Raw genomic sequence first — 15,141 nt, forward strand, 5'->3', positions numbered from 1 at the left:
TTAAGCCTATAACTGCGGCGCGAGAACAGGGTATTTATCTGTTTTTCTCCATTGCTTGCTTCAGCGCGTTAAGAAATACCGTCACGCGTGCGGGTAATTGGCGCGTGGTGGGGAACAGCGCCCAAACGCCGAGCATCTGTGGTTGGGCATCGATTAAATCGATGGCGACCAGTGTGCCTGCCGCCAGTTCTTCCCTGATATCCCACTCGGATAACTGCGCAATGCCGCTGCCGGCCACACAAAGTGTGCGCACCCCCTCTACGTTACTGCCGCTAAAACGGCCTTCTACACTCAGGCTGGAAATATGCCCGTCGATCAGAAAACTCCATTGCACCACGCCGGAAAGACGCAGGCAGTTATGTTTGTGCAGGTCGTTAAGTGTCTGAGGTGTGCCGAAGCGTTGCAGATAATCGGGTGACGCGCACAGCATGCGCGGGTTATCGGCAAGGCGATGTGCCACCAGCCGAGAGTCACGTAATGGAGCAATACGGATCGCAATATCGTAGCCCAACCCCACCAAATCGGTGACGTCATCGCTCAATTGAAATTCAATGCGCAGCTCCGGGTTCGCTTCCATCAACGCAGGTAGCAGCGGAATGATGGTCCGCCGTCCAAAACCCGAAGGTGCAGTGATACGCAACTGACCGGTTGCACCTTGTTGATGTGGAGAAAAGAGGTTGCGCGCGCTCTGCTCGGTTTCGGCCAGTGATTTGGCGTAGGGCAGAAACTCTTCACCTTCATCCGTTAAGGCGATAGCGCGCGTGGTGCGATGCATCAGACGTACGCCGAGATCCTCCTCCAACGATGCCAGCCTGCGCGACACGGTCATGGGCGTGGTGTTGAGCCGCCGTGCCGCCTGCGTGAGGCTGCGGGTTTGCGACACCATCAGGAAAACCTCAATATCTTTGGAGTTCATTTTAACGATTTCCGTTATACAGACGTATCATCTTCGGCCATTTTTGCGGTTAATGCGACACACTATACTGCGCTCTGACGATAATCAGGAAGAACAAAGCAAAATGGCCGATAAACACTTATTTCAGAGCGGCACGTTAAATCGCCTCGCATTGAAGAACCGCATCATGGTCGCGCCCATGACACGCATCTCTGCCACGGTGGATGGCGTACCGGGTGATCGCATGAAGCACTATTACGCGCGTTTCGCTCGCGGCGGGTTTGGCACCATCATTACGGAAGGGCTGTATATCGATGAAGCCTGGTCGCAGACCTACGCGTTCCAAGCCGGTTTAGTGAATAGCCGACAGGTCGCGGGTTGGCGTGCCATCACTGATGATGTGCATCAGCATGGCGGCAAAATCATCGCACAACTGATGCATGCAGGCGCGATTTCCCAAGGCAATATCTACCGAAACGATACTTTGGCACCTTCAGTGGTGCAACCGCGCGGAGAAAAGCTGGGCTTTTACCATGGTCATGGCGACTATGCGTTGCCGTCAGAAATGAGCGAGGAGCAGATTCAGCAGGCAATTGACAGTTTTGCCGAGACTGCCGCGCGCGCGATTGGTGTAGCCGGATTTGATGGCATTGAAATTCATGGTGCTAATGGCTATCTGCTTGACCAATTCTTCACGGATTACACCAATCAGCGCCACGATCGCTGGGGTGGCGATATCGCAGCACGCTTGTCGCTGACCCTGGCGGTGATCCGAGCGGTACGCCAGCGCATTGGCCAGGATGTCACCTTAGGTGTGCGCATTTCACAGGGCAAAGTGAATGATTTCCATCATAAGTGGCAGGAAGGAGAAGCGGGCGCAAAGCAGGTGTTCCGTCTGTTAGCGGATTCGGGTATTGATTACCTGCACCTTACAGAATATGACGCGTTGCACCCCGCCTTTACTGACAATGCACGCTCGTTGGTGCAGCTTGCTCGCGAAGCGGCACCAGGCCTGACTATTGTGGCGAATGGCTCGCTGTCAGACTGCCATCGTGCCTCACAGGCGCTGGAGCAGGGGGCGGATTTTGTGGCGCTGGGCAAAAGCGCGCTGGCCAATCCTGACTGGCCGATGCGCATTCGTGATGCAGAACCATTGCGTGCATTCGATAAAAATCTCTTAGCTCCTTCAGCAGATGTGAAGGATTGCGAGTTGGTTTAATTATTTAACCGCGGTAAAAGAGGGTGATAAGCACGGGTGTAATGTACGCCCGTGCTTGCCATTACTGTTTAAACGCCCAACCCAATTTGCCATCTTCAGAGATCAGCTTCTCTAGTTTCTTCTCGTTGACTTTCTTCATGGCGCCTAGCTTTTCAGCGGTCAGCGGACCGGTATCGCTTTGCGCTATCACGGTATCTTTGGGCACGTCGGTGATTTTCTCAGCAATGGCAGTAACGGCAGCGCCGTAGCCCTTGCGGTCGTGCAAGTCGAAGGATTTCAACGGCAGTTCGGTCTCCAGCCATTGTCCCCAATAGAACTCGAGGAATGGCGGTGGCGTTTCTTCCTTCTCGAAACCAATATCGCGCACGAAGTAAACCAACGAGCGATACTCATCGTCCTGCATATGTTTGCGGCCCAGCTCTTTCGGCAGCGCATCTGGGGTGATTTTGCCTTTTGGCGTATCCAGCCACACCAGATGCGCGGCTTCCATCTGTTGCCAGAACGCGTTCATGTTGCCCAGGTTACGGAAGTCGTTGGTGATGCGCACCTGTACGCGCGTTTTTAAACCGCCAATGTCGGCAAAGTTGCTGAAGGTATGATGGCCATCGGTGAGGTAGAGCGCATTATCGGGGGCGATCACCGCCGTTTTCATCGGGCCGGGATGGGTGCCGACTGGGGCTTTGCAGGTAAAACTGTCGAGGTCAGAGATGCGTGATTTACTGCTGAATTTATCCACGCCTTTCTGTCCCATGCTTTCGCAGAAGTCATCGAACAGTTTTTTCGGATCCGCCTGGTAGCGGTGCAGCTTGTAATCCAGCTGACGATAACCAATCGCCGCTTGCGTGGGATGCAATTGTGCCAGCAGCACTTGCACAATATCACCTGCTTTGACATCAGCGGGCAGCGCAGCAGAGGCCTGTCCGGCTGACCATAACAGGGCCAACAGTGACCACGGTGTTTTCATTCCCTTTCCTTCAATCACCAGCATCAAGGGCGCTACGATAGCATTTCTGTCATCTTCCCGCTTTAGTGTTGTGGCTTCGCAGTTGACCGAATACATCTTGTTATCCAGACATCTGACCACATCGGAGCTTCTTATGGCACTCGCCGCTGTTCAACCGGCTAAACTGCAACACTCAATTATCGATCCCAGCGTGCGTATGCGCGAAACCCACATTGGTCAACAATGTGAAATCTTAGCCGAAAGTTATCTTGAATACAGCGAGTTGGGCGATTTTTCGTATCTTGGCGAACACTGCTGCGTGGCAGATGCGCAGATTGGGCGTTTTACCGCGATTGCCAATCAGGTGCGTATTGGCGCGCCAAATCACCCGATGGATCGTGCGTCGCAGCACCGTTTTACCTATTGCCCGGAATATTATGACCCTCAGGCCCAGCGTGATGCGGTTTTTTTTGCCAACCGTCGAGAAGACCGCGTGATCATCGGCAACGACGTGTGGATTGGTCACGCCGTGATTGTGCTGCCGGGCGTGACTGTGGGTGACGGTGCCGTACTGGCGGCGGGCGCGGTAGTAACCAAAGATGTCGCGCCTTACACTATTGTGGGTGGTGTCCCGGCAAAAGCCATCCGGGGCCGCTTTACGCCTGAGATCGCCGCACAGTTGCAGGCGATTGCATGGTGGAACTGGCCGCTGGAGAAGCTAATGGCGAATTTGGCGGATTTCCAGTCGCCGGATATCGCGGCCTTCTGCCAGCGGCACGCGGTGTAAAAGCTAGAGCGCTTGCTGGGCTGTCACTGCTGGTGCATCGGCCTGCAGGCGTTTTTCAGGTTGTAATAACGTCATCGCCAGCATACTGCCAAAAGCAACGCAGGCGGTGACGGTAAACATCGCGTTGTAGCCGTAATGCTCTGCCAACCAGCCACACAGCAAGGGGGAAATGATCGAGGCGAGATTGGCAATCGCCAGCGTCATGCCGCTGTAAGCCCCCACCGAGGCTTTGGGGGTCACATCTATCACCACTGACCAATAGACGTTATTCACCAACGCGTTGAGGGCATTACCCAGCGTCATCAGCGCGATAATGCCTGCTGCTGAACCCACCCAGGGAATCGCCATAAAGCAGCAAGCGGTGGCGCACAAGGTGACGGAAGCAAAGACATTTCTCGCCAGGCGTAAATTGTTGAAGCGTGCCAATAAACGATCGGCAATGCGTCCGCCGAGTAGCACCGTGATACAGGCCCCGCTCCAGGGGATCATGGCCACGTACCACAACGAGTGCAGATCGTAGTGGAAGTTATCCTGCAGATATTTTGGCAGCCAGGTAACCAAGGTAAAAGTGATGTAGAGGAAGCTAAAGTAGCCGAGAGCGTTACACACCAGCGTGCGGCTGGTGAAGAAGCGCCACCATGGCAACGCGCCTTCATGCGGGCTTTCGCGCTTTTGTCCGTTGATAATCAATTCACGTTCTGCGGCGTTGGTGCGCGGATGTAACAGTGGCGTATCGGTAAAATTGCGCGCAAATAGCAGCATAGCCAGCAGTGAGAAAACGCCTAACAGAATAAACATCATGCGCCAATCGTCGGTTAATAGCAGTAATCCCACGGCTATCGGCGCAGTAAGCAGTGAACCTACCTGAGTGCTGAGCAGACCGATACTCAGAGCAAAACCGCGTTCATTATCTGGTGCCCAGTGAGCAATGGTTTTGTTCATCAGCGCATAGGCCGGGCCTTCGGAAAAACCAAACAGGATACGTAACGCGGCAAACCCCATAATGGCTGAACCACCAAATATGGCCATGCCGACTTCACCGGCCCAAGCCGTAGCTATTTCCAGCAATGACCACAGGATGCCCGCCATCAACCACACCTTTTTGGTGCCAAGCCGATCGGCAAGAAAACCGCCGCACAACGAGCCAAATAGATAACCGAAACCGAAATAGCTCAGCACCGCGCCCAGTTGCACTTTGCTGAACTGAAACTCTTGGGAGATGGCGTTAGCAGCAAAAGAGAGTGCGCCGCGATCAATGTAGTTAATCAGCGCGATCAAAAACAGTAGAGAGAAAATGGTGTAGCGAGAAGAGGATGCTTGCATAGCGCGACTCCTAATAATTAACACAGGAATCATTAAGCAAAGCTGATGCCAAGATAGTAAGGCTGCTAACAATTAGTGAGTGTATGCAAGGGAAGGTAGAATTGTAGCGAGGGCGACCAGCAGGCCGCCCAAAGTAAAACTCTCTGCACCAGAATGATCACATAAGCGTTCTTTTATAGTGCGGCGGTCTGAGCGTGATTGACAGGATGACGGCTGCGCCACCAGCCAAAGGTCACTAGCGATACGCCGCCAATAATCACCAGTGCGCCGAGCAGGGCAAATCCGGATGTGTAGCTCCCCGTGCGGGCATATAAGATCGCAACCATAAAGCCTGCCAGGGTGCCGCCACCGCCTGCGCCCAAGCCGTTGACAATCCCTGCGGCAGCCCCCACGGCGTGAGGACGCACGCTAGATTGAATAATCGACCAAATGTTGGGCGTGAAACTGCTGGCGTAATAGCCCATTGCGAGGGTAATCAACGTCATTTTCATCACGCCACTCTGCACTAGCGGCAGCACCAGTAACATCGCGCCGGGTATCAGCAATCCAAGCGAGGCGATGAGGATGCGCTTACCGGTTTTATCGCTGAGCCATGACATCGGGATTGCCAACACCACGGCGAGCAGATAAGGCAATGCACTGGCTAATGCCGCATTCCATCCACTGAAGCCCAGCGAGCTGACCGCCATCGGAATCCACAAGGTAATGCCCCAAAACAGCATTCCCTGAGTGAGGTAAGTGACGATCAGCAGTACAAAGGAGAGTCCGCCAAAATCTTCGCGTGTCAGACGCGCCTGACGCGGGGCCACCTTTTCCTGTTGAATTGGTGCATCGCGGGTATTCAGCAGTACACGTGCGTACAACGGCACCATGATCAGCAGTCCAATGCCGCCACACAGGAAGAACAGATTACGCCAACCCATAAGGTCGTGCAGTGGCGTCAAAATGATGAAGCCCAGACCCAGCGCCAGAAACTGGCCATAGTAGTGAATCAGGCTGTTGGCGCGCGTCAGTTCTGAAGGGGTAAACCATAGACGAACAAAGCGGGACTGCTGCGGCCAGTAAATCCCTTCGGCGACACCTAAGACAAAGCGACAGGCGACCAAGAGGGCGACGGTGCTGGCAAACCCTGTCGCTAGGGTGGCAACTGACCAAAGTGCCATCATGCCAATGGCGATGGTTTTTGGATCGTAGCGTGTCGTGAAAATACCGCCAGAGATATTCGCCACTATGTAGCCAATCAAGAACGCTGTTAATACCAGGCTAGAGGTGGTGGCAAAATCAGCGCCACTAAAGCCAAGATCGCTTGCTACTTCTTTTAATGTGACTGAAAGGTTGGTGCGATCGATGTAGGAGATAAACATACCCAACATCAACGTGCCGCCGATACGAAGCCAGGGAGATCGCATAAGGAATACCTCAGTGAAGGCCGAAATTGGCGCGCCACAATGGCACGCCCGCTTTCAGGGTGAGTTGAGGCACCAGCAACTGGCTACCCGTAAGGGTATGCTGATGGACATCGGTGAAGGTGACATTGCGCTTTTCGAGCCTGAACAGTGCAACATCGGCACAGCTGCCGGGTTGTAATGTCCCTATTTGCTGAGACATGCCAAGCAGCGCGGCCGGGCGTGCGGTACAGCGCTCCACCACATCGAACAGTGACATGCCCATGGCAAGAAATTTAGACATCACCCAGGGTAGGCCAAACACCGGTGTACGATTGAGCGTCAAAGCGGAAAGGTCGCTGCTAATGATGTCGGGTAAGAAATCATCGCTGACTGCCAGTTGTGCGACGCGCTGAGAGAAATTATTGCGCCCGTGTGCGCAATCGAAGATCACTCCTCGTGCACGGGCTTGTCGAGCCGCCGATTTGACGTGCCCATTCTCGTCGAGCAGAGAGTCACCCTTACCGTGGAAACAATGCGCGAACACGTCTCCGCTGCGGAATATTTCCAGCAGTTGTTCAGTGGTTTGAATCGGATCGGTCATGTGAACGGCCACACGACAGTTAAGTTGCTCGGCCATCTCTACCGCACGAAGAAAGGGCCGGGAACCCAGTTCGCCCACTACAGCGCGCTCCTGTTTCAGCTTCAGGCCCAGCAGAGTATCGGGATAAAGGCGGAATAACTGCTGCAGGCGGGGAAAATCAAAGTAATCAGGGTTGTGGTTTTCCTCTTGCCAAAGTTGTCCACCAGGATACGCCGTCACAAACGCCTTGATGCGCACCAGGCTGCGCGGAATCTGGTCACGTAAAAAGCTTTCAACATTAGCGGAGCCTGCAGATCCAGCATCAACTATGGTTGTCACGCCAAATGGTAACGAGGCGAGATCAGGCGGTACGCTACTGTGCGTTCCGCCATAAAAGACATGTGCGTGATAATCAATCAGGCCAGGAAAAAGGTAGCAATCCTTAGCATCAATGATCTCGGTATGGGCGCTAACGGGCGTATCGGGGGAGGCAATCAGGTCATTGAGGATGTGAATATCCTGGCGCTCCTGGATATTCCTGGCGGGATCAATAACGTCAGCATTTCTAATTAAGATGTGACTTTCAGACATCGCAGGGCAACCTCTTATAGGGGGAGTTTACTTTTCCTGACATTCAAGTCTGACGATAAAAGTTGTGTTGCGCCTCGGTCATCTGCATGGAATTTTCATTAAAGCCACACCGTTTTATGGCAAAAAAGACAAACCAATTTTATCTACTTCACACTTATCCTGATTCTGTGATCGCTGCTGGAATACGCTATTCAGACACGAAAAAAAACGTACTGACACTTCTTTAATTGATGACTTCCAGGTCAATATTATCAGTCTGGAGCGAAGTTAATTAATCATAAATATCAGTATCTTATATTTTTAATTTTTACATTTGCCACCTCTGGACATCTCAAGTAAACTCAAAATTTATTATTTTTGAGGTTGCTTGAGATGAGATTACGCCGTCCACCCAAACAACTGGTTGATACCCAGACCAACGCTGAAACAGTTGAACTGCTGAGCCGCTATGCTGAGTGGGATATGCGCTATCTGCATTTCGACGAGCTCAGTCGTCGAATCAAGGATTCTGACGAACAGTTGGTCGTGTGGAGTGCATTAAAATTTAAACGGCGCAGCACGGCGCATCATTTTGTCATCGCGTCACAAGAAGTGAGCTTTAACTTCACCGCCAAGGTTAACGCAGCGATTTCGCTTGTTGATCGCATGACCTTTGCGCGTAATGGTGAGCCCACGGATGAAGACGCGGCTTCCTACCTGATGTCCCAATTGATTATGGAAGAGGCGATTTCATCCAGTCAGCTTGAAGGCGCTGCCACCACGTCACGCGTGGCGATGGAACTGCTGACGGTGGGCCGGGAACCCCGTAACGAAGATGAGAGCATGATCATGGGGAATTGGCGGCTAATGCAGCATATTGCCGCTATGGGCGAGGGACCACTGACCCGTGCCGATATCCTGCATATGCATCACATCGCCTGTTCCGGCATCAATGACGAAAAATATCGGCCCGGGGAAGTGCGCAGCAACAATGACGTATTTGTCGCCGGGCGAGATGGCGAAATCATTCATCAACCGCCCGATTATGCCGCATTGAATGGCATGCTGGATGCGTTATGCGCTGAAGTTGAGTTTCTTGAACAGCAGGGTACACACCCGTTGCTGGTGGCTTGTGTTTTACATTTTGCCATTGGTTATATCCATCCGTTTAATGATGGCAATGGACGCACGGCGCGAGGCTTGTTCTATCATCATCTGATTCGTCGTGGCTATCATGCTTTCCGCTATATATCGATCAGTAAACTCCTCAAGGCAGCCGCCGTTAAATACGGTATGTCATACCTCTATAGCGAAACGGATGAGCTCGATCTGACCTATTTTGTTCAATACCAATGTGAGGTCGTCATGCGCGCCGTGCACGCTTTCACAGAGCAAATTACTACGCTGCATCAGGAACGGGCGCGCCTGGTCCATTGGGTAGAAGAGAATATGTCGTTGGCTAAAGGTGAGTTGGATATCATGGCGATTGCGCTGCATGCGCCGGGTTCGCTGTTGAGCGCTGCAGGGGTGAAATCAAGACTCGGTGTTGCCGATAATACCGCTCGCAGTCGGTTAAAAAATTTGGCTGATCAAGGCTTATTGAGACCGATCAAAGAGGGTAAGGGCACGGTGTATCAAGCGCCGGTCTCCTTATGGAAACTCAAAGAGTGGCTGAAAAAACGTTGAGATATCGCAAGCAATCGCAAAAAGTATAACTTTTGCGATTGCTTGCGATCATCAGCGAATTCATCAATGAAAGCGATTAGCCGGCTTAGCAAGACCTAAACGGTCACGCAGTGTTCCCGCAGCATAATCCTGATGAAACACCCCTGCATCCTGCAAACGCGGTACCACCTGGCTGAGGAACAGATCTTCATTTTCATCAATATAAGTGGGGAGGATCACAAACCCATCACAGGCTTGATGTTGATACCAATCGATCATCTGTTGCGCGATATGATCCGCCGTGCCAGTGGGTGAAGGGAACGACAGACTCTCCGCATAGCGTTTCGCCATCTCGGCTAACGTCAGATTTTGCTCGATCGCGCTGGCAATAACATATTGAAAACGGCCTTTGCTGCCGGTGATCTGCTCGCGCAAATCGGGCACGGGTCCATCTACCGGATACTGTGACAGGTCGATGTTCATGCTGGCAGAGACAAAACTAAGGCCGGATTCCACGGTGATCAATGACTTGAGATATTCAGCGCGATCGATGGCATCCTTTTCACTCTGGCCAACGATGGGCACCAATCCCGGCATAATACGTAACTGATCGGGTTGGCGATGGTAGTGTTGCGCACGTTCCTTGATGGTTTGATAAAATTGCTGCGCCCGTTCTCGGTTCGGTTGCACCACAAAAAGCATCTCCGCGTGCTGGGCGGCCAAGTCGATAAAAGCCTCTGAAACACCGGCCTGAATCACCACCGGATGCCCTTGCTGCGGACGGGGCAGGTTTAAAGGCCCCTGCACCTCGAACGATTCGCCCTGATGGTCAAAGCGATGAAAACGCGCCGGATCGGCAAAGCGTGCGCTGCTTTTCTCCACCACCAACGCATCTTCTTCGAAGCTATCCCAAAGCGATTTCATCACCTCAATGAATTCCGCCGCACGGCGGTAGCGGTCTTCATGGCTAAAATGCTGACTACGGCCAAAGTTGCGCGCTTCGGCATGGGTTAGTGAGGTCACCACGTTCCATGCGGCACGCCCGCCACTGATGTGATCGATATTCGCCAACTGTCGCGCGGTGGTGTAAGGCTCGGAGTACGAGGAGGAAACGGTACCACCCAAACCAATATGATCGGTGACCGCGGCTAACGCTGCCAGTAAGGTCAGCGGTTCTGACCAACCAACCTGACGATGTTGCACGGTGTGCGCTAAGTGCCCGCCATACACATCATCAATCGCCAACTTGTCTGCAACAAAGATCATATCCAGCTTAGCCGCTTCAGCACGCTGAGCAATTTTACGGTACAGCGGCCAGTTACGGCCGCCGGTCGTGGCGGCCTGCGGATGACGCCAGCCACCCTGATGAATGCCGGAGTCGAGGTAAAGCGCCAGGTTCATCATGGCTTCGCGGCTCCCTGCTGCCCAAAGAAGGAGGCATCCACTAACGTGCTCGCTTGCAGGCCCGGCTTAATAAGGCCACTGCGTGCAAAGGTATCAATGGCCGCCTGCTGGCGCTGTGCCACCAGCGCGTAATCTTCAACCGGTGCATTGTTTTCACGCTGCACTTTACTCAATGCCACGGCGTCTGGCAGGCGCAGCAGTGACGCGATACCCTTGGCGTATTCCTGCGGATGTGCCACGCCCCAGGCTCTAGCGCGAATCAGGCGCTGGCGGAAATCGAGCAATGCAGCACGCTTTTCACTGATTGCACTGTCGGTAGCCACCAGATAGTTGGAAACGGGGGCGTCTTTACCGTCGATGGCAATGCGATCACCTGACTGGGCTACCGCAAAGGAGACATACGGTTCCCAGGTTGCCACTGCATCAACAGCACCGTTATCCAGCGCCAGTGTGGCTTCAGCCGGCGTGGTGAAAACAAAGCTTACGCTGTCATCAGATAAACCCGCCTGATGCAGCGCGTTGAGCACCATATTCTGCCCAGATGAGCCTTTCACCGTTGCGACTTTTTTGCCTTTGAGATCGGCAATGGTTTGGATGGTGCTGTTCTGCTTCACCAGCAGTCCATTACCCAGATATTGCGAGGCCTGTATGGCGCGAATGTTTGCCCCAGCCGCCACGGCAAAAGCCAGCGGACCATCACCGACTAAGCCGGCATCCAAATGTTGTGAGTTAAGTGATTCAAGCAGCGGCGCGGCGTTGGGAAACTCGTACCATTTTAATTCGTAAGGCAGATTGTTGAGTTCGCCGGCTGCAGACATCACCGCACGGGCATTGCCTTTCTGATCGCCAACCACCAGTTCGGTGCTGGCAGCATGGGCCGTGACAGTGATAGCCAGTACTGCACTGGCGATAAGCTTAAGTTTCATCTTGTTTCCCTGAGAAAAAGAAAACAGCGTAAGTTTTCCGCTACATCAGGCGTAGTAACAAATATGCAGAACGTTATGCGCAGGTGGCAAAAGCCGCTGTTGCGGTTAAACCAAGCAATTCGCGTTATCAAAAAATGCGATTTATCCTCACTAATGATTAATTCTCGCGACGAAAATTAAAACGTGATTTCAGTCACACATTAAGCGTGGCGGGATTCATCAGCAATTAGCCCAGCTACATTCATAAGCGGAGCTAACGACACACTCAGCAACGGGTTTTTACCTTTTGCTGACATACGTTAAAATTTTGTTGAAACTATGTGTGTTTATTTTGGGTGATAAATGATGAAAAACGTTGAGGGATTAGCATGGTTAACAAACTAACCAGCATCGTGCTCGCGATCCTGGCTTTAGCACTGCTCTATATGGGCGGAAAATTGCTAATGCTGGGTGGGAGCGCGTTCTATGCACTGATGGCGGTAGGTTTACTGATCACCGCGATTTTACTCTTCAGAAACCAGCGTAGCGCCTTAGCGCTGTATGCGGTTCTGATGTGGATTACCCTTGCCTGGATTATCTGGGAAGTGGGCTTTGATAAGTGGCAGTGGATCCCGCGTGGTGACCTGTTTGGTGTGATCGGTCTTTGGCTGGCTATGCCGTGGGTGGTTAAACCGCTGTATCAAGGCCAGCGCCGTTTCCACACCTTCCTGGGTGGCACGGTGATCGTGATGATTGTGGTGGTGATCGGTCTGTGCTTCTACGATCCCTTACCGCAGGCAGGCACCATCACTAACGCACGCGAGCAAACCAGCGAGCAGGGTGCCGCCAATGACTGGACGGCGTACGGTGGTACCACTGACGGTCAGCGTTTCTCCTCACTGAATCAAATCACCAAAGAGAACGTGCAAAACCTCGAAGTCGCCTGGACTTATCACACCGGTGATTTGCGTCAGGATGCGGATGCCAGCGAATACACCTTCGAAGCCACGCCGGTGAAAGCCAATGGCATGCTCTATTTCTGTACCCCACACAACGAGGTGCACGCGCTGGATCCAGAAACCGGCGCAGTGAAATGGAAGTACACGCCGAATAAAGATCGTTCGTATCTGCAGCAGCACCAAACTTGCCGTGGCGTGAGCTATTACGAGCAAAGCCCGGTTGCCGCGCAGGATTCTGCCGCAGCCCCGGCTATCTGCCGTAAGCGTATCTTCAATGCGACAACTGACGCGCAGCTGATTGCGCTGGATGCGGATACCGGCAAGCCTTGTGCTGATTTCGGCACCAACGGCGTCGTGGATCTGCATGCTAATATGGGCGAAGTGCGTCCCCATGCGCTGATGCAAACTGCAGCGCCATTGGTAGCAGGTAAGTTGGTGATTGTCGGTGGTTCCGTGATGGACAACGGCTTCAACAGCGGAAACCCATCGGGTGTGATTCGTGCCTATGACGCCGAAACAGGACGTCTGGTGTGGAACTTCGACCCGGCGAACCCAGCCAATACGGCACCCGTCGCGGCAGGACAGAACTATCCGCAGGATACGCCGGTCGCTTGGGGTACGCTAAGTGCTGACCTGAAAAATGGCCTGGTGTATGTACCTTTCGGTAATGCTTCTCCAGATGAAGTGGGCATTGAACGTGATGCCAACAGCAACACCGAGAAATTCCGCGACGCGTTAGTGGCGCTGGATCTGCAAACCGGTACGTTCAAATGGCGTTATCAGAGTTCCAACCACGATCTGTGGGATCGCGATAATCCATCACAGCCGTCATTGTTGGACATCGATTATCAAGGCCAGAAACAGCCCGTGGTGATCCTACCGACCAAAACCGGCAACCTGTTTGTGCTGAATCGTTTGACGGGTCAGCCAGTGTATCCGGTTAATCAAGTGAAAGTGTCGACCGAAGGCGGTGTGCCAGGTGAGAAATTCGCCGCCACGCAGCCGGTATCGAGCCTGAACTTTATTCCCGATCCACTGACCGAAAAATCGATGTGGGGTATCACGCCGTTTGACCAGATGTCATGCCGTATGGACTTCCGTTCACTGCGCTACGATGGCAACCCGTGGACACCAGCCACCGAAGCCGGTTCGCTGATCTTCCCAGGCAACATTGGGGTGTTCAACTGGGGTTCAGTGGCGGTTGATCCACAGCGTCAGATGCTGATTGCCGCGCCAGTGCGTCTGGCTTACAAATACAATCTGATCAAGCGTACACCGCAGACCGAAACTCAACGTCTGTTCACCAAAGACGGTCAGCCATACTGGAACGAAAACTTCCAGGGGGACTACGCGATTCATATCCAGCAGCTGGCGTCTGGCCTGGGTATTCCGTGTATCGCACCGCCGTGGGGGCGTATGGTGGGCGTCGATTTGAAAACCGGCAAAACCGAGTGGTTACGTCGTGTGGGTGTGACTAAAACTTGAAAACCAGCTTCCTGCCGGGCCGTTTCCCGATTGGCTTCCCGATGGGCATGGTGGCGCACGGTGGTCCATTGTTAACGGCGGGTGACCTGGTGTTCCATGGCGCGACGGCAGATAACTTCTTCCGTGCCTATGACAGCACCACTGGTGAACTGCTGTGGCAGACCGAACTGAGCGCAGGCGCGCAAGCCACACCATCCACCTTTATGGGTAAAGATGGTAAGCAGTATGTGGTGATTGCCGCAGGTGGACACGGTTCGCTTGGCACCCAAGCCGGTGACAGCGTAGTTGCATTCCGTTTGAAATAATCACGTTGTGATTAGGGCGCAGTGAGTGCTTAGTGCCTGATAGTTAAGACCATCATTGAGAGGCTGCCATTTTTGAGAATGGCAGCCTTTTTTCATGCTCGTATGAGTGCGGGCCGCAGCACCTCTGCTGCCACCACGGGCCGTCCTCGCGCCGCTGCGCGGTGCCTTCGGCGGCAACGTCGTGCCGGACGACCGTTCGGGTAAGGCCATCCAGGCCAACCCGAACTGCCTGTCGCATCCCTGCGACAGGCTCCTGGCACAACGTCTCCGCCTCAGCGCTGCGAATAGCCCGTGGCAGCAGCAGAGGCGCTGTGGCCTCAGACATTCTGCCCTTTGCAGAAGCAAGGGCGATGTGGCCTCAGACACAGTGCGCTTTGTAGCAGTAAAAGCGCTAAACTCTTCACCATCGTGCCCTCTCCAACAGCGTAAACAGATGTTAGTAAGCAGGCTGGTGCCGCTCTGGGGATGGCATTTCGCAGCGCTGAACGGAATGAGGAGGCCAGGAGAGCCAGCATGGATGCTGGCGAAAGGTGCAGCCGGGACAGGGAAAGTCCCGTCTGCACCGGTCCGTCAGGCGGACGAGTGAAGTGAAGGTACCGCGTCAGCGGCGCGAGGACAGCCAGCCCCAGAGCGGCACTAGACTGCGTTATCACCTGAACACCAGCCCCAGAGCGGCACCAGACTGCGTTATCACCTGAACATCAGCCCCTGAG

General features: G+C 53.5%; 10 protein-coding genes and 1 pseudogene. 4 read left to right on the forward strand and 7 right to left on the reverse strand.

Annotation, left to right across the window (positions count from 1 at the left end; all coding sequences use genetic code 11):
• Positions 1 to 34: 34 nt before the first annotated feature.
• Positions 35 to 916, reverse strand: coding sequence for a LysR family transcriptional regulator (locus HA51_RS16965; RefSeq protein WP_084935785.1), 882 nt, complete (start codon positions 914 to 916; stop codon positions 35 to 37).
• A 103-nt stretch (positions 917 to 1,019) separates the two neighbouring features.
• Here HA51_RS16965 and HA51_RS16970 point away from each other — a divergent pair, with 103 nt between their 5' ends.
• Positions 1,020 to 2,114, forward strand: coding sequence for an oxidoreductase (locus HA51_RS16970; protein ID WP_084935786.1), 1,095 nt, complete (start codon positions 1,020 to 1,022; stop codon positions 2,112 to 2,114).
• Positions 2,115 to 2,175: 61 nt separating this feature from the next.
• Here the strand turns inward: HA51_RS16970 and HA51_RS16975 are convergent, their stop codons facing one another.
• On the reverse strand, positions 2,176 to 3,078 hold the full coding sequence (locus tag HA51_RS16975; RefSeq protein WP_084935787.1) for a ParB/Srx family N-terminal domain-containing protein: 903 nt from the start codon (positions 3,076 to 3,078) through the stop codon (positions 2,176 to 2,178).
• A 133-nt stretch (positions 3,079 to 3,211) separates the two neighbouring features.
• Between HA51_RS16975 and HA51_RS16980 the strand changes: the two genes are divergently transcribed.
• Positions 3,212 to 3,844: a DapH/DapD/GlmU-related protein gene (locus HA51_RS16980; protein ID WP_084935788.1), complete on the forward strand. Its 633-nt coding sequence runs from the start codon at positions 3,212 to 3,214 to the stop codon at positions 3,842 to 3,844.
• A 3-nt stretch (positions 3,845 to 3,847) separates the two neighbouring features.
• Here the strand turns inward: HA51_RS16980 and HA51_RS16985 are convergent, their stop codons facing one another.
• The 3 genes from HA51_RS16985 to HA51_RS16995 form a co-directional block, all read right to left on the reverse strand.
• A complete protein-coding gene (locus HA51_RS16985) occupies positions 3,848 to 5,167 on the reverse strand; it encodes an MFS transporter (RefSeq protein WP_084935789.1) in 1,320 nt (439 codons plus the stop codon).
• Between the two features lie 173 nt (positions 5,168 to 5,340).
• Positions 5,341 to 6,576 carry an MFS transporter gene (locus HA51_RS16990; RefSeq protein ID WP_084935790.1) on the reverse strand — a complete coding sequence of 412 codons (1,236 nt, stop codon included), beginning with the start codon at positions 6,574 to 6,576 and terminating at the stop codon, positions 5,341 to 5,343.
• Between the two features lie 10 nt (positions 6,577 to 6,586).
• Positions 6,587 to 7,726 carry a metallo-dependent hydrolase gene (locus HA51_RS16995; RefSeq protein ID WP_084935791.1) on the reverse strand — a complete coding sequence of 380 codons (1,140 nt, stop codon included), beginning with the start codon at positions 7,724 to 7,726 and terminating at the stop codon, positions 6,587 to 6,589.
• A gap of 372 nt (positions 7,727 to 8,098) precedes the next feature.
• Between HA51_RS16995 and HA51_RS17000 the strand changes: the two genes are divergently transcribed.
• Complete coding sequence (locus tag HA51_RS17000) at positions 8,099 to 9,391, forward strand: Fic family protein (protein WP_084935792.1); 1,293 nt, start codon at positions 8,099 to 8,101, stop codon at positions 9,389 to 9,391.
• A gap of 63 nt (positions 9,392 to 9,454) precedes the next feature.
• Here HA51_RS17000 and HA51_RS17005 read toward each other — a convergent pair whose 3' ends face one another.
• Together HA51_RS17005 and HA51_RS17010 are read right to left on the reverse strand one after the other, a co-directional pair.
• Positions 9,455 to 10,774 carry an NtaA/DmoA family FMN-dependent monooxygenase gene (locus HA51_RS17005; RefSeq protein WP_084935793.1) on the reverse strand — a complete coding sequence of 440 codons (1,320 nt, stop codon included), beginning with the start codon at positions 10,772 to 10,774 and terminating at the stop codon, positions 9,455 to 9,457.
• A complete protein-coding gene (locus HA51_RS17010) occupies positions 10,771 to 11,700 on the reverse strand; it encodes an aliphatic sulfonate ABC transporter substrate-binding protein (protein WP_084935794.1) in 930 nt (309 codons plus the stop codon). Before HA51_RS17010 ends, HA51_RS17005 begins: the two co-directional genes overlap by 4 nt.
• Positions 11,701 to 12,068: 368 nt before the next feature.
• Here HA51_RS17010 and HA51_RS17015 point away from each other — a divergent pair.
• A pseudogene (locus HA51_RS17015) lies at positions 12,069 to 14,428 on the forward strand (membrane-bound PQQ-dependent dehydrogenase, glucose/quinate/shikimate family).
• The last annotated feature ends 713 nt before the right edge of the window (positions 14,429 to 15,141 follow it).

This window comes from Pantoea rwandensis (assembly GCF_002095475.1).
GTDB lineage: Bacteria > Pseudomonadota > Gammaproteobacteria > Enterobacterales > Enterobacteriaceae > Pantoea > Pantoea rwandensis.